Source organism: Marinobacter sp. MA (genome assembly GCF_048298425.1).
In the GTDB taxonomy this organism is placed as follows: domain Bacteria; phylum Pseudomonadota; class Gammaproteobacteria; order Pseudomonadales; family Oleiphilaceae; genus Marinobacter; species Marinobacter salsuginis.
On record NZ_CP103058.1, the window covers coordinates 112,478 to 130,942 of the forward strand.

Annotated in this window: 16 protein-coding genes; 10 read left to right on the plus strand and 6 right to left on the minus strand. The window is 58.8% G+C overall.

All coding sequences use genetic code 11. The annotated features are described in order from the left end of the window. Positions 1-3: 3 nt before the first annotated feature. The 3 genes from NUW46_RS00475 (at position 4) to NUW46_RS00485 (ending at position 5,525) form a co-directional block, all read left to right on the plus strand. Positions 4-783 (plus strand): 3-hydroxybutyrate dehydrogenase, encoded by a 780-nt coding sequence (locus tag NUW46_RS00475; protein WP_069182486.1) that lies wholly within the window; start codon positions 4-6, stop codon positions 781-783. Positions 784-799: 16 nt separating this feature from the next. Then, positions 800-2,788 carry an acetoacetate--CoA ligase gene (locus NUW46_RS00480; RefSeq protein ID WP_418141100.1) on the plus strand — a complete coding sequence of 663 codons (1,989 nt, stop codon included), beginning with the start codon at positions 800-802 and terminating at the stop codon, positions 2,786-2,788. Between the two features lie 493 nt (positions 2,789-3,281). Then, positions 3,282-5,525 carry an NADP-dependent isocitrate dehydrogenase gene (locus NUW46_RS00485; protein ID WP_418141101.1) on the plus strand — a complete coding sequence of 748 codons (2,244 nt, stop codon included), beginning with the start codon at positions 3,282-3,284 and terminating at the stop codon, positions 5,523-5,525. Positions 5,526-5,619: 94 nt separating this feature from the next. Here the strand turns inward: NUW46_RS00485 and NUW46_RS00490 are convergent, their stop codons facing one another. Continuing rightward, positions 5,620-6,813 (minus strand): cation:proton antiporter, encoded by a 1,194-nt coding sequence (locus tag NUW46_RS00490; protein ID WP_069182489.1) that lies wholly within the window; start codon positions 6,811-6,813, stop codon positions 5,620-5,622. Between the two features lie 3 nt (positions 6,814-6,816). Beyond that, positions 6,817-7,287 (minus strand): Cys-tRNA(Pro) deacylase, encoded by a 471-nt coding sequence (ybaK, locus tag NUW46_RS00495; RefSeq protein WP_305965421.1) that lies wholly within the window; start codon positions 7,285-7,287, stop codon positions 6,817-6,819. Positions 7,288-7,502: 215 nt separating this feature from the next. On the opposite strand from ybaK, the gene NUW46_RS00500 reads away from it, so the two are divergent. Together NUW46_RS00500 and NUW46_RS00505 are read left to right on the plus strand one after the other, a co-directional pair. Beyond that, on the plus strand, positions 7,503-8,690 hold the full coding sequence (locus NUW46_RS00500) for a GGDEF domain-containing protein (protein ID WP_305965422.1): 1,188 nt from the start codon (positions 7,503-7,505) through the stop codon (positions 8,688-8,690). Positions 8,691-8,816: 126 nt separating this feature from the next. After that, positions 8,817-10,103: a serine hydrolase domain-containing protein gene (locus tag NUW46_RS00505; RefSeq protein WP_418141102.1), complete on the plus strand. Its 1,287-nt coding sequence runs from the start codon at positions 8,817-8,819 to the stop codon at positions 10,101-10,103. Positions 10,104-10,113: 10 nt separating this feature from the next. On the opposite strand, the gene NUW46_RS00510 is transcribed toward NUW46_RS00505, so the two are convergent. Continuing rightward, complete coding sequence (locus NUW46_RS00510; RefSeq protein ID WP_008176786.1) at positions 10,114-10,458, minus strand: hypothetical protein; 345 nt, start codon at positions 10,456-10,458, stop codon at positions 10,114-10,116. Positions 10,459-10,654: 196 nt separating this feature from the next. Between NUW46_RS00510 and NUW46_RS00515 the strand changes: the two genes are divergently transcribed. Beyond that, positions 10,655-10,906, plus strand: a complete 252-nt coding sequence (locus NUW46_RS00515) for a hypothetical protein (RefSeq protein ID WP_069182493.1) — start codon at positions 10,655-10,657, stop codon at positions 10,904-10,906. On the opposite strand, the gene NUW46_RS00520 is transcribed toward NUW46_RS00515, so the two are convergent. Further along, on the minus strand, positions 10,903-11,973 hold the full coding sequence (locus NUW46_RS00520) for a hypothetical protein (protein ID WP_418141103.1): 1,071 nt from the start codon (positions 11,971-11,973) through the stop codon (positions 10,903-10,905). The two genes, NUW46_RS00515 and NUW46_RS00520, sit on opposite strands and share 4 nt — an antisense overlap. A 171-nt stretch (positions 11,974-12,144) precedes the next feature. Here NUW46_RS00520 and NUW46_RS00525 point away from each other — a divergent pair, with 171 nt between their 5' ends. The 3 genes from NUW46_RS00525 to NUW46_RS00535 are packed head-to-tail and all read left to right on the plus strand — an operon-like array spanning position 12,145 to position 16,652. Beyond that, positions 12,145-15,633, plus strand: a complete 3,489-nt coding sequence (locus NUW46_RS00525; protein WP_305965715.1) for a response regulator — start codon at positions 12,145-12,147, stop codon at positions 15,631-15,633. A gap of 33 nt (positions 15,634-15,666) precedes the next feature. Continuing rightward, positions 15,667-16,224, plus strand: coding sequence for a hypothetical protein (locus tag NUW46_RS00530; RefSeq protein ID WP_305965423.1), 558 nt, complete (start codon positions 15,667-15,669; stop codon positions 16,222-16,224). A 14-nt stretch (positions 16,225-16,238) separates the two neighbouring features. Then, positions 16,239-16,652 carry a response regulator gene (locus NUW46_RS00535; RefSeq protein ID WP_069182497.1) on the plus strand — a complete coding sequence of 138 codons (414 nt, stop codon included), beginning with the start codon at positions 16,239-16,241 and terminating at the stop codon, positions 16,650-16,652. Between the two features lie 25 nt (positions 16,653-16,677). Here NUW46_RS00535 and NUW46_RS00540 read toward each other — a convergent pair whose 3' ends face one another. Further along, positions 16,678-16,950 (minus strand): hypothetical protein, encoded by a 273-nt coding sequence (locus NUW46_RS00540; RefSeq protein ID WP_305965424.1) that lies wholly within the window; start codon positions 16,948-16,950, stop codon positions 16,678-16,680. Positions 16,951-17,482: 532 nt separating this feature from the next. Here NUW46_RS00540 and NUW46_RS00545 point away from each other — a divergent pair. Further along, on the plus strand, positions 17,483-17,737 hold the full coding sequence (locus NUW46_RS00545) for a hypothetical protein (protein ID WP_227514442.1): 255 nt from the start codon (positions 17,483-17,485) through the stop codon (positions 17,735-17,737). A gap of 15 nt (positions 17,738-17,752) precedes the next feature. On the opposite strand, the gene NUW46_RS00550 is transcribed toward NUW46_RS00545, so the two are convergent. Next, positions 17,753-18,286 (minus strand): hypothetical protein, encoded by a 534-nt coding sequence (locus NUW46_RS00550; RefSeq protein ID WP_136630962.1) that lies wholly within the window; start codon positions 18,284-18,286, stop codon positions 17,753-17,755. Positions 18,287-18,465 lie beyond the last annotated feature (179 nt).

Below are 18,465 nucleotides of genomic sequence, written 5' to 3' on the forward strand. Positions count from 1 at the left end.
ACAATGCGTCTGGAAAACCGGATTGCCCTGATTACCGGTGCCGGTCGCGGCATCGGCCGGGCCATTGCCGAAGCTTATGGCCGCGAAGGCGCCAAGGTTGCGGTGGCTGACCTTACCATGGAGGCGGCACAGGATACCGTGGTGGCTATTGAGCAGGCTGGCGGCACTGCGATTGCCCTTGAAATGGATGTGACTGATGAAGATGCAGTTGACGTAAACGTCAACTCTGTGGTTAAACAGTGGGGTGGCCTGGATATCGCTATCGCGAATGCCGGCATCCAGCACATCGACCCGGTGCACAAACTTGCCTATTCCGACTGGAGCAAAGTCATGAATGTGCATCTCGATGGCGCCTTCCTGGTGACTCGCGCGGCACTCAAGCACATGTATGAGAGCGGCGGGGGCACCATGCTCTACATGGGGTCAGTGCATTCTCTGGAGGCCTCGCCCCTGAAAGCACCCTACGTTGCTGCCAAGCACGGCATGTTGGGGCTGTGCAGAGCAGTGGCGAAGGAGGGCGCGGAACACGGGGTGCGAAGCAATATTATCTGCCCCGGATTCGTGCGCACGCCCCTTGTGGACAAGCAGATCCCGGAGCAGGCCAAGGAGCTGGGCATTTCCGAAGAGGAAGTGATCAGTAAAGTGATGCTCAAGAACACTGTGGACGGGGAGTTCACCACCCTGGAAGACGTGGCAGAGCTGGCCGTTCATCTGGCCGCATTCCCCTCTGCCGCCCTGACTGGCCAGTCTATCGTGGTCAGCCATGGCTGGCATATGCAGTAACATTCAGGAGATATGGATGAGCAATGAAGAACAATCACCCGTAGTCTGGTCTCCGTCGGCAGACACCCTGGCCAATTCCCGCATGGGCCAATTCAAGGCCTGGCTGGAGCAGCAGGGCTTCGGTCCCTTTGCCGATTACCATGCCTTGCACCAGTGGTCCATTGATGAGCTGGAAACCTTCTGGCAGAAAGTCTGGGACTACTGCGGCCTGGTCTGCGATACCCCGGCCGAGAAAGTACTGGGCAAGCGTCAAATGCCGGGCGCCGAATGGTTCCCGGGTATGAAGCTGAACTTTGCCGCCAACTTGCTTCGGCTGGCGGACGGCGAACACGCAGATCGGGAAGCGGTGGTAGCGTACTGCGAAACACGCCCGGTGTTGCGCCGCACCTACGCACAACTCAAAGCGGACGCGGGTGCCCTGGAAGCTTTCCTGCGTGACAAGGGTATTCAGCAGGGCGACCGTGTGGCCGGCGTTGTCACCAATGGCTACGAAGCCCTTGTTGGAATGCTCGCTGCGACAAGCATGGGTGCCATCTGGAGTTCTGCCTCCCCCGATTTTGGCATTGGGGCCATTCTTGACCGCTTTGGCCAGATTGAACCGTCAGCGCTGATCGTGGTGAATGGCTACGGCTATGGCGGCAAGGTATTCGCCCGTCAGCAGGATTTCGCAGAGCTGATTGCCGGGCTGCCCACGCTCAAATCGGTTGTCAGTGTCCAGCAATTGCCGGACGAGCCCCCGATTGCCGGTGACCTGGTGACCACCTGGGACGACGTACTGGCCTACGGCAAAGGCAATGCGCCATCATTCACGCCGCTGCCCCCGGATCACCCGGTCTATATCCTGTATTCCTCCGGTACCACTGGCAAACCCAAGTGCATCGTACATGGCAACGCCGGCCTGCTGGTCAATCATGCCAAGGAACTGATGCTCCATGGCGACGTTGGCCCTGAAGATCGGTTCCTGTACTTCACCACCTGTGGCTGGATGATGTGGAACTGGCAGGCCTCCGCCCTGATGACCGGCGCAGCCGTGATCACCGTGGATGGCTCCCCGGGTTACCCGAGCCTTAACTTCTTGTGGGACACCGTGGCGGAGGAAAAAGTCACCCACTTCGGCACCAGCGCAAGATTCATCGCCGGCTGCCGCAAAGGCGAACTTCAGCCCGCAAAAACCCTGGACCAGAGCAACCTGCGAGTGGTGTTTTCCACCGGCTCCCCGCTGCTGCCAGAAGACTATGACTGGGTTTACAGCGACGGCGCCCCCGGCGCCCTGCTCGGTTCCATCGCCGGTGGCACTGACATCTGTGGCTGCTTCGTAGGCTCAACGCCGCTGTTGCCCGTGCGTCGCGGCGAAATCCAGTGCCGCTTCCTCGGGGTCGATGCTGTCGCCTATGGTGACGACGGCCAGCCGGTCAGCGAAGGCCGGGGCGAACTGGTCTGCCGACAGCCGCTGCCGTCCATGCCGGTCAGCTTCTGGCAGGACCCGGATGGTGAGCGTTACAAGGATGCCTACTTCAACACCTTCCCCGGCGTCTGGGCGCACGGTGATTTCATCGAATTCACCGAACACGGCGGCGCCATCATTTACGGCCGCTCCGACGCCACCCTGAACCCGGGCGGCGTCCGCATCGGCACCGCAGAAATCTACCGCCAGGTGGAAACCGTCGCGGAGGTCAAAGACAGCCTCGTAGTTGGCCGCCAGATCGACGGCGACGTGGAAGTGGTTCTGCTGGTGGTTCCGGCCGATGGCCAGGAAATCACCGACGACCTGTTGAAACAGCTAAAGAGCCGAATCCGCGAAGGCGCCAGCCCACGCCACGTGCCCAAGCACATCGTGCAGGTGAACGACATTCCGTACACCCGCAGTGGCAAGAAAGTGGAACTGGCGGTGGCCCGGTTGATCAACGGCTCGAAAAAGGCCGACAACCGGGACGCCCTGGGGAATCCCGAGGCGCTGGATCATATTCGGGAGCGGTTGGCTGAGGTTGGGTTGTTGCCCGATTGAAGGTCTGAAATCTGATGGTGGTTGTCGGATTACGCCGCTGGCTAATCCGACCTACTGTCGGTTTGAGGCTTATTTTGTTGACAATCAACCACCGAAGGCGGGCCTAACTCGTCTTTCGGAACCCAACTGAAAAGCTTGAATAGCGGGGCGGGTAAAGCCTCCCAAAACTGTGCGGAGCCATGGATGGCGGAGCCCAAGCGCCACAGGGATGTGCCGCAAGGAGCGTGTTTTGGGAGGCTTTACCCGCCCTGCGTCCACTCCGAAGCAATGTTAGAAAGTTTCGTAAATTCCCGCCATTTCATCGTCTTGTAACCGAAGATCAGGCATTTTTAGTCCGTTCTTATACTAAGATCGTAACCAAAATTAACGAAAAAATGGTATCTTAGTAGGTCTATCAAAAGTTCCTAATCAGTCATTGCCCAGGTCGGACGTTCAAAAGACGCCTGACCCCGCCATGACCGTCCTGAACCCACCCATTAGCCTGAGGACGAAAATGACATCATCCAAAGCCAAGATTGTCTACACACTGACCGACGAGGCCCCAGCCCTCGCAACACGGTCGCTTCTTCCCATCCTGGAAACCTATGCCAAGCCGGCTGGTATTGAATTCGAAACCAGCGACATCTCTCTCGCGGCGCGTATTCTGGCGAACTTCCCGGATTATCTTGAAGAAGATCAGCGGGTTCCGGATGCGCTGGCTGAACTGGGTGAATACACCAAGGACCCGGACGCCAACATCATTAAATTGCCGAACATTTCTGCGTCCATTCCCCAGCTCCGTGCCGCTATCAAAGAGTTGAACGAGCAGGGTTACAAGGTGCCCGAGTACCTCGAGCATCCCAAGACCGACGAAGAGAAAGAAATCCAGTCCCGCTACGCGAAGGTACTGGGCAGTGCCGTAAACCCGGTACTGCGTGAGGGCAACTCCGACCGTCGTGCGCCGGCCGCGGTAAAAGCCTTTGCCCGCAAATACCCGCACACCATGGGCGAATGGAGCCCTGCGTCGCGTACCCACGTGGCCCATATGCGCGGTGGCGATTTCTACTCCAGTGAGCAGTCTGTAACTCTCGACAAGGCCACTAAAGCCAACATCATGTTCGAGAACAAACAGGGCAAGCAGACGGTTCTGAAGTCCGACCTTCCGTTGCAGGAAGGCGAAGTGCTGGACGGCATGTTCATGAGCAAGAAGGCGCTGGTGAAGTTCTTCGAGGACGCTATTGCCGATTGCGAGAACACCGGTGTTATGTTCTCCCTGCACGTCAAAGCTACCATGATGAAAATCTCGCACCCGATCGTATTCGGGCACGCGGTAAAGGTTTTCTACAAGGACCTGTTCGACAAGTACGGCGACCTGTTCGACGAGATCGGCGTGAACCCGAACAACGGCCTGTCCAGCGTGGTCGAGAAGATCAAGCAGCTGCCGGAATCCAAGCAGGAGCAGATCCAGGAAGACCTGCACGCCTGCTACGAGCATCGTCCGGAAATCGCCATGGTGGATTCGGTCAAGGGCATCACCAACCTGCACGTCCCCAGTGACGTTATCGTTGATGCGTCCATGCCGGCCATGATCCGTAACTCCGGCAAGATGTGGGCCCGGGACAACAAGCTCAAGGACACCAAGGCAGTTATGCCGGAGTCCACCTACGCCACCATCTACCAGGAAGTGATCAACTTCTGTAAGACCCACGGTGCCTTCGATCCCACCACCATGGGTACCGTGCCGAACGTTGGTCTGATGGCGCAGAAAGCCGAGGAATACGGCTCCCACGACAAGACCTTTGAAATCAAGGAAGACGGTGTTGTTCGCATCGTTGCCGAAGACGGCACTGTGCTGACCGAGCATAACGTCGAGACAGGTGATATCTGGCGCGCCTGCCAGACCAAGGACCTGCCGATCCGTGACTGGGTCAAGCTGGCGGTCAACCGTGCCCGCGCCACCGGCATGCCGGCGGTGTTCTGGCTCGACGACGAGCGTGCCCACGATGCGCAGCTGATCAAGAAGGTGAACACTTACCTGAAGGATCACGACACCGAAGGCCTGGATATCCGCATCATGTCGCCGGTTCGCGCCATCCGCTGGACCATGGAGCGTCTGATCCGCGGTCTGGACACCATCTCCGTGACCGGTAACGTTCTGCGTGACTACCTCACCGACCTGTTCCCGATCCTGGAGCTGGGCACCAGCGCCAAGATGCTGTCCATCGTTCCGCTGCTCAACGGCGGCGGCCTGTACGAGACCGGTGCCGGCGGTTCCGCGCCCAAGCACGTGCAGCAGCTGATTCAGGAAAACCACCTGCGTTGGGATTCCCTGGGTGAGTTCCTGGCCACCGCGGTGTCCCTGGACGAACTGGGTGAGAAACAGGATAACGAGCGCGCGCGCCTGCTGGGGCAGACCCTGGACAAGGCCACCGAGCGTCTGCTGGAAAACAACCAGTCGCCGTCCCGCGTCACTGGCGAGCTGGACAACCGTGGCTCCCACTTCCACCTGGCCCGCTACTGGGCGGAAGAGCTGGCCAACCAGGACAGCGATAAGGAACTGAAGGAATTCTTCGCCAAGCTGTCGAAACAGTTGGAGGAGAACAAGGACAAGATCCTGGAGGAAATGACCGTGGTTCAGGGTCACCCCGCGGATATCGGTGGTTACTACCATCCGCCGATGGAAAAGGTCTGCGAAGTGATGCAGCCCAGTGCCACGCTGAACAAGATCCTTGAAGATGCCCGTGCATCCGTAAAGTAAGTCAGCGATAACGCATCCCGGGCAAGGCTCTGGGTGCAGGGAAAGCCGGACAACCCTGACGGGTTCTCCGGCTTTTTTGTGGCCAGCGCCAGGGTCAGTCCTCGTCCGGTTCGTCCTGGTAGCCTTTGCCGGTTTCGCCGGCTCGCCGCAACTGGATCAGCGTGAGCGGTGGTCCCACCAGTTCGAAAATCACCGTGGCGCCAATCACCAGAGGCAAAATGTAAGTCAGCTCCGGCAGTCGCTCTGTGGCCAGCAGCGCCAGGCCAAGGGCAACGCCGGCCTGCGGCATCAGGCAGGCACCGATCCGTTTACGGGTATGGGGTTCGGAACCGGCCAGGTAGCCGCCGAACCGTCCGCCTGCCAGCCTGCCTGCAATCCGGGCGGCAACATAGGCCAGGCCCAGCGCACCAAGGGTTGGCAGCATCGCCCATTCAAGCTGGTAGCCGGCCATGAAAAAGAAAAGAGCCAGGAAGGGTTCGGAGATGCCTTCAATCGAGCGGAATGGCCGAACATGATGCCGTGCGCGGTTGGCGACAACGATGCCCAGGGTCATACAGGTAAGCAGATAGGAGAGGCCAAGAAACGACGCAATACCGGCGGCAACGAAGACAAAACCGGCAGACTCCAGCAACATGGGCTCGCCGGGCCGCAGTCGGCCGGTGAGCCAGGCCATGGGCAGACCCAGGACCATGCCCAGCAAAACTGCGCCTCCGACATCCAGAAATCCGATCCCGAGGGTCGAGAGCCCGGTATCGCCATTTCCAAGTAGCAGTTGGGCGCCGACCAGGGTGACACTGAACAGGATCGCGCCCCAGGCGTCGTCAATCGCGACGACCTGGAAGACCAGACGGGTCAACGGGCCGTTGGCGCCCGCTTCCTTCAACGTGTCCAGGGTTGCCGCCGGCGCCGTTGCCGTTGCGATGGAACCAAGGAGCAGGGCAGCGGCAAGATTCCGGGTAACCAGCCAGACCGCAACGGCGACAAATGCCGCTGTCACAAGGGTGACGGCGAGGCTGACGATCACCGCCTCGCGCCCTTCTGCCAGGTTCTTCACCGCCATCCGTTCACCCAGCAGGAAGCCGACCATGGCCAGGGTTAACTGGGTAATGAATCCGAAGTGGGCGTCGGCGCCCGGTGGCAGAAGATCCAGCAGGTCCGGTCCGGCAAGCGCGCCAAGCAACAGCAGCAGGGTGACTCTGGGAACATGTATGCGCTGGCCGATGCCGTGCGCGGCCAGGGCCAGCAGCAGGGTGCCACCGATCAATAGCAGGTCCGTTGCGTGGTTCAAGGCTTACTCCTGGTGGAGTGGGAAAAAACCGCCGTTCACCAATGTGGCCAGATCCCGGGGTGCAAGCTCGATTTCCAGGCCCCGGCGCCCGGCGCTGACATAAATGGTGTCGAACTCCAGGGCTGAGTCGTCGATAAAGGTTTTCAGCTTCTTCTTCTGCCCCAGTGGGCTCACGCCACCCAGGACATAGCCGGTGGTACGTTCAACTGCAAGCTTGTCAGCCATGGCGGCTTTCTTGCCTTGTGCGGCCCGGGCAATCAGTTTCATGTTGAGCATGGCGGTCACCGGCACGATGCCCACCACCAGTTCCTTGCCGTCGATAGACACAACGAGCGTCTTGAAAACCCGCGCCGGCTCCACACCGGTTTTCTCGGCCGCCTCGATGCCATAACTCTCGCTGGCCGGATCGTGTTCATATTCATGAATCGTGTGGGGCACTGCGGCCTTGCGCGCCGCGTTAATGCCTGGCGTCATGCTCGACTCCTCCATGGGGGACAGAGATCGGGAATTAAAGCAGCTAAGCGGCACTGCAACAACTGCCAGGGGCCGGGGGGTAACGCACGATTTTACCGAGCATGACATTTGTCACTCGACTTAACGTTCTGTTGTGACTATTTTTCGTACATTATAAATGTTCAAACCCCCATGGCTGTGTGTTCATGGTACCTCAGCGGCCAGACTCTCAAGGAATGACAAGATTGAACGAAAACCGGACACCCCTGCGGCGAGCTGGGTGGGCTGCGCTGGTCTATCTGATTGCCGGCTTTGCATGGATTGCTTTTTCCGATACTGCTGCTGAGGCCTGGTTCCCCGACCCTCAAACCCTGTCCCTGGTTCAGACCTGGAAGGGTTTCCTCTTTGTCCTGACCACGGGCCTTGTGCTGTTTGTGGTCCTTTTGCGTCAGCTTACCAAGGACCGTGCTCTGCTTACTCTTCAGCACAATCAGCGCCAGGCACTGCGCAAGCGAGAGCGTCAGCTACAGGTCCTGATGGATAACCTCCCCGGCATGGCGTACCGGTGCCGCTATGATCCCCATTGGACCATGCTGTTTGTTTCCCAGGGTTGTGCCCGCCTTACCGGGTATGAGCCTGAGGATCTGATCAATAACCGGGTGGTCAGTTATGCCAGCCTGATGGATGACGGGGACAGTGAGCGGATTGTGGCTGAGGTGCAGGCGGCGCTCGACAAGGACGAATCTTTCTCACTGGAATATGCCCTTACCCGCCAGGATGGCAGCCGCATCTGGGTCTGGGAGCGTGGCCGCGGTGTCGAGGAGGAAGATGGCTCGGTTGTGCTCGAGGGTATCGTGCTGGACATCTCAGATCGCAAGACCCTTGAAAATGAGCTGGAGGAACTGGCCACCCGGGATCCGTTGACCGGCTTGTTCAACCGCCGCGAAATGTCCAGGGTTCTGGAGGAGGAACTGGAGCGGGCCAGGCGTTATCAGAGACCCATGGCCGTGCTCTGGGTTGATTTTGACCATTTCAAGGATGTGAACGACACCTTTGGCCATGCCGCCGGGGATTCGGTTCTCCGGTCCATCAGCCGCCTGTTGTTGGGGAGCGTGCGCAGCGTCGACACCATCGGCCGGTTCGGCGGTGAAGAGTTCGTTATCGTCTTGCCGGAAATGGATCTTGAAGAGGCCCGTGAGACGGCCGAGCGGCTCCGTCGTAAAGTGGCCGACGAGCCGCAGCCGCTTGGGAATGGCCAGACGGTGCCCCTGACCATCAGCGTCGGCATTGCGGTCTATCCCGATCACGGACAGACTGCCTCCGCGCTCTGTGCCGCGGCCGACACGGCCATGTATCTGGCCAAGGAACGCGGTCGCAATTGTGTTGCCATGGCGCACCTGCACGACCGGGTCCATAATCAATAATGAGACCTTCGTTCCGGATAAGATGGAGGTGCTGACGTCCGCCCGATTGCGTCCCGGCCAATGTACAACGGGTCGGTTTCTCTGAAGATAGAAAAACAACAAGTTACTGAAAAAGGTTTGAAAAAAATGAACCGACTTGCCCGCCGTGCCCTCCACACCAGCCAGATTCCCGAGGACCTTGAAACCGTCACTTTCCGTGACACCGCTGGTGAAAACCCGGCTGCTGCAGGCGTCAGCCAGGAAACCGTCGATGCCCTGTGGCGCAGCGTCCAGAGCCTTTACCGGACCGGCGTCCATCCGGGGATTCAGATCTCCATTCGTCACAGGGGCGAACATGTCCTGCACCGGGCCATCGGCCATGCCAGTGGTAACGGCCCTCATGATCCGCGAGATGCGGTCAAAGTCCCGATGACCACCGATACCCCGATCTGCTACTTCTCTGCCTCCAAAGCAGTTACCGCGCTGCTGATGCATATGCTGGCCGAGCAGGGGCTGGTGAACCTGATGGATCCGGTGTCCTACTACTGCCCGGAGTTCGGGGTGAACGGCAAACGGACGATCACCGTTCACCAGATTCTTTCCCACCGCGGTGGCATTCCCGCCATTCCGCGGGAAACGCCGATAGATGTGCTCTGGGACAACGGCGAAATCTGGCGCCTGCTTTGTGCCGCGCGACCGGTGGAGGTTGATGGCGCCAAGGTGGCCTATCACGCGATCACCGGCGGCTTCGTACTTCAGCGGGTACTGGAACGCGTGACCGGCGATACCATCGAGCATTATCTCGACAAACACCTGCGTCGCCCCATGGGCATGAAGTGGTTTACCTACGGCATTACGCCCGAGCACCTGAATGATCTGGCATCCAACTACGCCACGGGTCCAACGCCCCGGTTCCCGGTGTCCTGGGTGGTCAACCGGGCACTTGGCGGCGATATCCGCACAGTGGCGCAGGTAACCAACGACCCACGGTTCCAGGAAGCGGTGATTCCGGCGGGAAACCTGTGCGGGACGGCAGAGGAAATGAGTCGTTTTTTCCAGATGATGCTGAACGGCGGGCTCTGGAACGGCCGGAGAATCTGCAGCGAAATCACCATTCGCCGGGCCATTCAGCAGTTCGGTTCCTTGCAGATCGACCGTACCATGATGGTGCCCATGCGTTTTAGTGCCGGCATGATGCTTGGTGGCAATCCGGTGGGGCTCTGGGGCCAGAATAGCCGGTTTGCCTTTGGGCACGTAGGTCTGATCAACAAGCTGTGCTGGGCAGACGCTGCCCGTGATATTTCGGTCAGCCTCCTGAACACGGGTATCCCGATTGTCGGCCACCATCTGCCGGCGCTCGCGAAGTTCGTTTATACCGTGGGTAACCGCTTCCCGCTGATACCGGAACACCGGCGGCCGTTGATCGCTGCCTGAGTCGTTTCGTTCAGAGGGTCCGGAGCTGGGCTTCCAGGATGCCCAGAACTGACGACAGGATGTCGCGGAAATCGGTCAGAGTCTGGGTGCGCTGGATCACGTCCTCGCGGTTTTCATCGAGTCGCTCCAGTTTCGGTACGACCCGGCGGATGCCCTCGGTAATGACCTCATAGGGGTAGTGGTGGTCCTGGATGCTGAGCTTGTTTATCTCGGCCACTTCCTGGCTGAAGATACTGATGATGTCGTACAGCATGTCCTTGTGGTGAATGCTGCTGGCTTCCCAGTAGGCGTCGTCCAGAAGTTCCAGCAGCGACAGATATTCACGGAGGGTATCCGCCACGGATGTCTGGGTCATGAGAGCTCCTGTCGGTGGGCAATGTTGTATCTACAGGGAACTATAGCAGGGCTTCGGTCGTGTGAATGACAGGAAGACCATCACGACAGAAAACAAAAATGAAACTCTATTCATTTTAATTGCACTCTGTCAGACAGTTGTGCAAACTTGCGTGATGGGATAAGGATCTTTCACGACTCAATGGACGAGAAGCCGAATGGACAAGCCCGCACCCCCCAGCCACCAGCAAGCCTCTCGCGAGGTTAAACTGGACCACCACGACAGTGTCCGTCATCACGTGCATCAGCAGGTGCGCTCGGAAGTCGAACGGCTCGAACGCCGGATTGAAACCCTCCGTCTGGTCAAAGCGCCCCACGCGGCCATCATGATTTCCACCTATGAACGTATGATCGACCGCAAGAAAGGTTTCCTGCAAAACTGGGATCTCAGGGACGGGGGCGCCCGCTAGCGCCCGGCGACAGGCACCGTTGTCCAGCTGGTAATCGCGTCCGCGTCTTCCTGATAGGTGCAATTGTCCGGATTGGCAATGGTGTCCTGCTCGTCTGTTGAATCGGGATCGTCAATGCGGGCGGGCTCGCCATCCGAGGCAAAAATTCTCACCTGCTCCATGTTGTAGTCCAGCTCGATCCTCAGGCAGTCGGGATGGTTGTCCTCCCGCGTGTATCCCGGATAGCGGTCCAGCGCGATGACTTCGGCATCGTCGTTCTTGATAAACAGCGTGTCGGTGTTCTCGTCAATGAAATCCTGGCGCAATTCAATGCTGCCGTGATTCCGGCTCAGGAAGTCGGCCGTGGCGAACTCGGTTGGACTGTAGCCCAGAGTCATGAAACTGTTGGCATCAAACCGGCTTCCTGCCAGCACACTGACCAGTTCCGGCTGGGCCGCCTGTTCGTCTTCCGCCACGCTCCGGCTGACGTACTGGATTGTGCGATACACCTTGTTGTCGAGATCCGGCCCCTCCGGGCCATCCGGCAGGTAGCGCCAGTCCAGGGTGGGATAGATCCAGAGTTGATCGTTCAGCGGCAGATCCGCAATCACCGCCGACTGGTCTGTGAACCGGATCTGGGCACCGTTGCCCCGGGTGTTGTAGGTGCCTGCGGCATCATCGGCAATGCGCTGGCTGATGTACCGCTTGCCCTCCTGGAAGTTGGTGACTTCGCCTGAGGCGAGCACCTGGTTCATCAGGTCCAGCGGATTGCGCACGCTGTCATAGCTGGTGCCGGAGTCGGTTGCCGTGGCGCGGGTAAAAATCTCGATGTGACCACGTATTTCGCTGGTGGTCGCCAGGTCGTCGGAGTCTTCTGCCGCGGGCTGGATGCCCCTGTAAAAGTCCCAGAAACGCGTGTAACTCAGGTTGTCCGGGGCCACCTCGGTGTTCTGGAGGTCGAAACTCGAGAAGGTCAGGTCGACATTGGTGGCCGGATTGAACGCGGAAGGGCCGGTATCCTCAAGTCCGCAGCCAGCCAGGGCAAGCGTGGTCATGGAAACAGCGGCGAAAATGCAGGAATGTCTCATTTCAGAAGGCCCCGGGGTGCGGAAAACGGTGTAAACGGCTAAAGTGAGTCACCAGGACGGTATTGCCCGGCGCGGTTACTGACAGTAAAACAAAAAACAGGTATCTACCCTCGCGGAGATCACATTTTGCGGCAATGGCTTGAATTGGCGCTCCCAGCGGTGACGTCTTTAATGGTGGCCCTGCTGCTTCTGGCCACGGCGATGATGCCGTCCCCGGCCAGTGCAGCCGTGCCCTGCCGTGATGGCGAGATTGTCCTTGATGAAGGTGTCGAGAGCATCCGCGATCTGGGCGGCTGTATCTGGTACCTGGAGGATCCCGGGCAGTCGCTCTCACTTGAGGAGGTTCGCCAACTCGAATCGGGTGCCTTTACCCGCCACGAAGGTGGGGTGTTGAACCTGGGCTACACCGAGTCGGCATACTGGGTGCGCCTCGACCTGCGTTCTGCCGGAAGCCTGGACCAAAACGGCTGGATCCTGGAGCTTGCCCTGCCATTGGTGGATGAAGTCGCCCTGTTCATGGTTCGTGAGGGTGACCTGGTCGAGCAACGCCAGGCCGGTTACGAGGACAACTGGCGGGAACGGGACCTGGCGGTGCCCAATCCCACATTCCGACTTTCCCTGGCACCCGATTCGCTGAGCCACGTCTATCTTCGGGTGGTCAACACCAACACCTTCCGTTTACCAATCAGTCTTTGGCACCCGGACAGCTATATTGAAAAAGTCTCTGTGGATGAGCTGGTTCGGGGCATTCTGCTCGGTGCGGTGCTCGCCATTCTCGCCTACAACCTTTTCGTCGCGGTTTCGGTGCGTGAGCGAAGCAATATCTATTACGTGCTCTATCTGATATTCGCGACCACCTTTATCTTCACCGAACAGGTCCATGGTATCCAGTTGCTGGATAGCCGCCCCGCCCTGTTCGACAAGCAGTTCCTGCACTTCCAGATCATCCTGACCTGGTTCTGGGGCCTGTTGATGGCACGGTCACTGTTGGAGACCCGGGAGCGGTCTGCCGACCTGGACCAGGTTATCCGCCTCTGTCTCTATTCGGTGGTTGCGACCTTCGTGCTGTCCCTGTTCCTGCCCTACCACGTGGCCATGGAATGGATTGTGGTTGGCTCCGTGCTGCTGAGCCTGATCCTGATTGTGGTCAGCTACCTGTCCTGGCGTTATTACAACCCGGCGGCCCGTTCCTACTTCTTTGCCTGGACATTGGCCCTGGTGGGCTTCGGTATCTATGCCCTGACGGTGATGGGTATCTTGCCGTTGAACACCTTCACTGCCTACTCGCCCCAGTTTGGTCTGACCGCACAGATTATTCTGTTCTCGTTTGCCCTGGCCGACCGGATCAAACAGGTTCAGGGCGAGGCGCTGGGCTGGAGCCAGCGGGCGTTGTCGAATCTTCAGCGCTACCAGTCGCTGTTCGACAATGCCATCGAGGGTGTCTTCCAGATGTCTCCGGACCGGCGATTCGTTACTGCCAATCCGGCGATGGCGCGCCTGTTGGGCTACAACAGCAGCCGCGAACTGCTCAAACGGAATCCGGACGTGCTGGAAACCTGCATCGCCGATGACCGCCTCCGGCGGCTGGTGATCGAACAGCTGGAGGCCCGGGGGACAGTCAAGGGCATAGAGGCCCGATACCTGACCCGGGACGGCGACGAGCGCTGGGCCACCATCTCGCTCCATACGGTTTATGACAGCGACGGCGATCCAACTCACCTGGAAGGCACCTGCATTGATGCTACGGAGAGTCACAACCGGCAGCGAATCGAGAGGGAGCGCGAGCAGGAGCGGCTCGAAAAGGAACTGGCCCGAAACTCGGCCGAGGCCAAGAGTCAGTTCCTGGCGAATATGAGCCATGAGATACGCACACCGCTGGCGGCGATCATTGGTTACGGTGAAACCCTGCTTGATCCGGACCTCAGTGATCCGGAGAAACGGAGCAGCGCAGAGACCGTGGTGCGCAGTGGTCGTCATCTGCTGGACCTGGTCAACGACATCCTCGACCATTCGAAGATCGACGCCAACAAACTGGATGTGGATATCGTCTCGGTCAATCTGCCGGAACTCCTCGATGAAATCCGGGCCTTTTTCGCCCCCCGGGCCCGGGAAAAGGGGCTGGATTTCAGTATTATCTGCGAGTACCCCTTGCCGGAACAGGTCCTCACCGACCCCACCAGGCTGCGCCAGATCATCATCAACCTGTGTGGTAATGCCCTGAAATTTACCGATAAGGGTTCCATCTCCCTGGTGGTCCGCTGCGATCGCGAGCAGGAACTGCTGGTGGCCAGGGTGGTGGATACCGGCATTGGCATGAAGCCGGAACAACTGGGAAGGCTCTTCGATCCGTTTGCCCAGGGTAGCGCTGCCATTTCCAGACAGTATGGCGGTACCGGTCTCGGGCTCAGTATCTCAAGGCGTCTCGCGGAAATGCTCGGCGGCAGTATCCGGGTTAACAGTACCTATGGCGAGGGCAGTGAGTTTGAGCTGTCGATCCGGACCGGACCACTGGATTCGGTGCATTTCCTGCGCGATGCGTCTGAGTTGAGCCAGCGCCGCAGGGCCATACCCATGGTGGTCGCTCCGAGACTGTCCGGGCGAATCCTGTGCGCAGAAGACAACGACGTGAACCGGCGCCTTGTTTCCCTGCTGGTGTCGCGAACCGGCGCGGAGCTGGTGCATGTAAGTAATGGTGCTGAAGCCCTGGAGCTTGCCATTCGCGAGCCTTTTGATCTGATCTTGATGGATATCCAGATGCCGGTGATGAACGGCCGCGATGCCACGGCGGCCCTCCGGGAGGCCGGGGTAAATACGCCGGTGATTGCCCTGACCGCGAATGTGATGTCTGAGGATATTGCCGATTATCGGCTGGCGGGCTGCAATGAGCATCTGGCCAAGCCCATCGACAAGCAGCGGTTCTATGAAGCCCTGGCCCGGTATCTCTCGGTTGCCCAGGAGTTTGTCGAGAGCCCCGAGCCGCGCTATCAGGGCAAGGTGCTGGTTGCCGAGGACAATACCGAGAACCGGCAGCTGGTGGAGCGCATGCTACGCCGCGCGGGTCTGGATGTGCTGTCGGTTACCACTGGCGACGAAGCGGTCCGGACGGCGCTGTCCGATACCGTTCATCTGGTTCTGATGGACCGTCACATGCCCGGGATGGATGGGGTCGCTGCAACCAGGTTGCTGCGCCAGGCCGGGTTCCGGCGGCCGGTGATTGCCTTTACGGCTGGTGATCAGCAGGAAACCGATGCCCTGCTCGATGCTGGTTGTGACGGGGTGCTGAACAAGCCCATTGATCAGTCCCACCTGACCTCCCTGCTGGATCGACTGATTGGTGCTGGTGCGGTTGCCGCCGCGGACGCCAGCGAGGATGACGAAATTGCCCATCTGGTTGCTCAGTTTCTTGACGGCCTGGCCGCACGCCGGGCGCGGATGGAAGACGCCCTGGCGACAGCGGATCGGGACGCAATGAAAACCGAGGCCCACCAGATCAAGGGCACGGCGGGGGCCATGGGCTATCCGCTGATGACCCGACAGGCGGGTGTATTGGAAGACCTGGTGAAAGTCACCGAACCGGACTGGGACCGGGTTCGCAGCGAACTCCGGGGGCTCGGTGAAATGATAGATCGAGCCCTAACTGCGGCAAAGGCCCCGGGCTGATGTGTGTCGAGAACAACCAACAGGAATAACCCGATGAGTGAATTGCCGGAACGCAGAGAACACCATTCCCTGAGCATGATGTACGGAACCTACGCAGACATCCTTTTTGTGCTGTTTCCGTTTCTGATCATTGGCATGCAAAGGCTGTGGGAAGGTCGGCTTTATGAAACCCTGCTTCGACCGGACCTGAGTATAGCCGCCGCCATTCTAGCGGGCCTTGCTATCGGCAAGTTCGTCCTCGGGCTGGTGACCAATCGGGATCTCGGGCGTTACAAGGAGCGGATCGTTTTCTTCATCGCGCTGACCCTGTTTGTGGTGCTGGGCCCGGCAATCATCCTGATATTGAGTATACTGGGGAGCGCAGAGGTGCCCGCTTTCGTGACCTTTGTTCAGCCGATCCTTCTGATTATTGCCATTTCTCTGTACACAACGGCGGTGAGCATCAGCAATATCCTCACACGATTTGGCATGGAAGAGGCGAGAACCGTGAATGACGAGAACTCGGCCTGGTCTGGCGACAGCGAAATGGGTAAACCTCGCCCGGCGCCACTGGATCTGCCCCGGCGCACCGGCAACGACCCGACAGCTTGACAGGAGCAACCCCCATGACGGATCTGAGAGTACTGGTAGTGGAAGATGAGCCGGTGATGCGCGAGCGGCTGGTGGATATGCTCTACAAGGCAGGCGCAACCAAGGTGATCGAGTGTGTCGATGCGGCGTCAGCCAGGGCCGCCTTCAAGGCTGGGGAGTTTCAGATTATCCTGCTGGATCTGGGCCTGCCGGATGGCGACGGCCACGAGCTGATGCTGGAGTTCAAGGATGCCCGCGAAGAGCAGCACATTGTGCTGGTGACGGCGGACGATTCCATAGAGAGTATTCAACGGGCGATCAGTGCCGGCGCTAACGGGTACGTGGTCAAGCCCTATTCCCAGGAAAAGATCCACGATGTGGTGAATAACTACGCCATGGTTCACGGTGGCGACATGGCAATGATGCAGGGTCTGAACCGGCGCCACTGACCGGTTCAGACCTGCAGGAGAGGAATCAGGCGACCTGCTTTGCAATCCAGGAATTGTAGCGGGTAGCCAACGCTCTCACGTACCGTGCCTCGGCGTCGTTCAGGTTGCCCAGAACGCCTTTGAAGATCCAACCCCGCTCATAAACACCCAGCACCCGCTGTTCGTCTTCCAGGTTGACGCGCTGATTCAGTTTTTTACAAATTGCATCCAGCAGCGGCAGCTTTTCCGGGCGCTTGATCGGGCCCTGACGATTGTTCATGGGCTGGTTTGCTGCGCGAGTTGTCGGATGTCTTTTCATGATGTTCTCCTTGTCGTTTTGCGGCTGCAAAAACAAAAACCCCGGCGCCTGAAGCAACCGGGGTTTCGCGGAGAATCTGACCCGGTCGCTACGAAGGCTCCCGGGACTGACCGAAAGCCGTTAGATGTCTTTCACCATGGCGCGAACAGACTGCACTGCATGGCAACCTGCTGCTGGGTAAGCAATAAACTGTGGAATCATTCTGGTCATACCGGCTCTTATGTTTCGGTTCGACTACCAGTGTATAGGCTAACGGGCGGTTTGCAATAGGTCTTACTCTTCGGCAAACCCCTACAGACGGCGCCAGGAGCGCTTGCCATAATTCGCATCGTCACGTGTTTTACGTTGTGCAATCCTGACTGCCTGCCGCGCCAGGCAGTCAATGGATCTCTCCTTTCTACGCAGCCTTTATGGCTGCGTTTTTTTTGGGGTAGTGGAATCTTCGTAGCCACTACTTCGTACAGATGTTCTTCTCTGTTCTGGCGATAATTTGCACACTATCTTTTAATTCATTGCCAGACAAAGACAGAGGTTGAAACCTAGCAAAATGTCCGACGACGCCGGATCTGCCAGTAGAAAATTCCGTTCGCACGCATTGATCGAGCTCGCCCTGATTGTTGCCCTGGGCCTTTACCTGTTCGCCGCCAAGGAGCAGGTTGTGGGTGAGAATCTGGTGTTTACAGTAACAGGGGCCGCGCTGATGGCGCTGGTTACCTACTGGACGCTGAATACCCTTCGGGACGGTCTTGAAGTCATCGCATTGCGGGTCCGCCACGTCAGGCACTGATCGCCTGAAACCGCCTCAGGCCTGGCGGCTCTGACCCGTCAACGGCACCATGGCTTCATGGTCGAGGGCAATCCGTTCCCAGGTTTTGTGAAGAATCAGGGCGTCATTTGCCGCCCGGTGCACTGGCAGGCCAAGTTCGGTAATCACCTGCTGGCGAATCGCCGACCACTGGCGTACCTGTTGGGTATCCAACAGGGCTGAAATCGACTCCAGTTGAAATGCCGGAGTGATGCGGGCAGCCCTGAACAACCGGTGCAGCCAGAAGCTGTCGAACGTCCAGGCATCGCAAAAAACCTGCGCCGGCAAGAGCTCATTGAGCGCCCTCGCCACCTCACCGACGGCAATGCCGTCCGCTTCCAGAGTCTGGCGGGTAATCCCGTGAATCTGCTCAGCGCTTTCCGACCAGTCCTGCCAGAGGACATGGGGGCAGATCAGCCAGCTATGAAGGGTGCCGTCTGGCATGCAGATTCCCACCTCGATGGGGTAGCTCGCGATCAGATCAAGGCTGGACGCCTCGAAATCGATGAATGCCGGCTGGATAGTGGTCATGGAGTCAGTGTAGCTGATGAGTTGTTTTTCGCTGAGTTTACCCGCCCCGCAACCGAGACGCGAACCCAACCTGTGCCTGCACTGTTACAATATGTCCATTCATTGTAAAAGCCCGATGACAGCAACAGGCACCGGGCGCGACAGTAAACCAGCCCAAACCCAATCGCACCATACGGGGA

What these genes read in the sequence shown, in the direction of transcription:
- ybaK (WP_305965421.1), bottom strand. Translation starts at nt 7,287, where the DNA reads ATGACGCCAGGCATTAACGCGGCGCGCAAGGCCGCAGTGCCCCACACG.
- NUW46_RS00510 (WP_008176786.1), bottom strand. Translation starts at nt 10,458, where the DNA reads ATGACCCAGACATCCGTGGCGGATACCCTCCGTGAATATCTGTCGCTG.
- NUW46_RS00535 (WP_069182497.1), top strand. Translation starts at nt 16,239, where the DNA reads ATGACGGATCTGAGAGTACTGGTAGTGGAAGATGAGCCGGTGATGCGC.
- NUW46_RS00475 (WP_069182486.1), top strand. Translation starts at nt 4, where the DNA reads ATGCGTCTGGAAAACCGGATTGCCCTGATTACCGGTGCCGGTCGCGGC.
- NUW46_RS00540 (WP_305965424.1), bottom strand. Translation starts at nt 16,950, where the DNA reads ATGAAAAGACATCCGACAACTCGCGCAGCAAACCAGCCCATGAACAAT.
- NUW46_RS00520 (WP_418141103.1), bottom strand. Translation starts at nt 11,973, where the DNA reads ATGAGACATTCCTGCATTTTCGCCGCTGTTTCCATGACCACGCTTGCC.
- NUW46_RS00505 (WP_418141102.1), top strand. Translation starts at nt 8,817, where the DNA reads ATGAACCGACTTGCCCGCCGTGCCCTCCACACCAGCCAGATTCCCGAG.
- NUW46_RS00515 (WP_069182493.1), top strand. Translation starts at nt 10,655, where the DNA reads ATGGACAAGCCCGCACCCCCCAGCCACCAGCAAGCCTCTCGCGAGGTT.
- NUW46_RS00525 (WP_305965715.1), top strand. Translation starts at nt 12,145, where the DNA reads ATGGTGGCCCTGCTGCTTCTGGCCACGGCGATGATGCCGTCCCCGGCC.
- NUW46_RS00480 (WP_418141100.1), top strand. Translation starts at nt 800, where the DNA reads ATGAGCAATGAAGAACAATCACCCGTAGTCTGGTCTCCGTCGGCAGAC.
- NUW46_RS00500 (WP_305965422.1), top strand. Translation starts at nt 7,503, where the DNA reads ATGACAAGATTGAACGAAAACCGGACACCCCTGCGGCGAGCTGGGTGG.
- NUW46_RS00550 (WP_136630962.1), bottom strand. Translation starts at nt 18,286, where the DNA reads ATGACCACTATCCAGCCGGCATTCATCGATTTCGAGGCGTCCAGCCTT.
- NUW46_RS00485 (WP_418141101.1), top strand. Translation starts at nt 3,282, where the DNA reads ATGACATCATCCAAAGCCAAGATTGTCTACACACTGACCGACGAGGCC.
- NUW46_RS00530 (WP_305965423.1), top strand. Translation starts at nt 15,667, where the DNA reads ATGAGTGAATTGCCGGAACGCAGAGAACACCATTCCCTGAGCATGATG.